A 708-nucleotide genomic window follows, 5' to 3' on the forward strand; every position below is an offset into this window, starting at 1 on the left:
TCTAAAAGTATATTTTTTTAGGTGTAAATCTATTTTTATTTTTAGCATTTAAATTATCTATAATTTTTGATACGCCGAAGGCAATGCCCAAAAACATCACAGGATAAATCATTGCAGCATACTGATAGCCAAGTGTGTAATACGAACCGTATGATGATGTAATTGCATAGCCAAAATATGGAAGTCCTATTATTAATATTTCAGGGGAATATAATGACATAAAGCCTGTGGTTGCAAATAATAAAAGTATGTATGAAATCTTAAGAATGTAATTTGCATATATAAATGAAAATAAATATGCCGGGTCTGTGAATAATGCCCTGACCATGCCCATTAATCCCCCGGGAACAGTTCCTGATTCGCCGGTTGTTATGCTTACAGATGATACATGTCCTGAAATTATCCCCTTCATTATTCCTGCAAACTCAATATAGGCAAATCCTGTTAGTGTAAATAAAATAAATAATACCAATAATAACCATTTATATCTTATTCCTGAAAACATTAAATTTAGATTCTTATATTTCCTGCTGTATGCCATTTCAAAAAGAATAATCATCAGTGAAATGTAAACAAAATTTGAATGAAGTGAAACTATAAATATTAACATTGCAATATTTAATATCTTTTTATTGTAAAGATATGCATATATGGCCATAAAAATGAAGAATGGAAGAAATGCCATGTTATGAAAATCAAAGGAGTAAA

At 29.5% G+C, this 708-nt stretch carries 1 protein-coding gene; it reads right to left on the reverse strand.

Features of this window, described 5'->3' with window-relative positions:
- Window position 1 precedes the first annotated feature (1 nt).
- On the reverse strand, window positions 2–708 hold a 707-nt coding region (locus AOG54_RS04295), incomplete at its 5' end, for a DUF2079 domain-containing protein (RefSeq protein WP_156324200.1).

This window comes from Acidiplasma aeolicum, from assembly GCF_001402945.1.
GTDB classification, from domain to species: domain Archaea; phylum Thermoplasmatota; class Thermoplasmata; order Thermoplasmatales; family Thermoplasmataceae; genus Acidiplasma; species Acidiplasma aeolicum.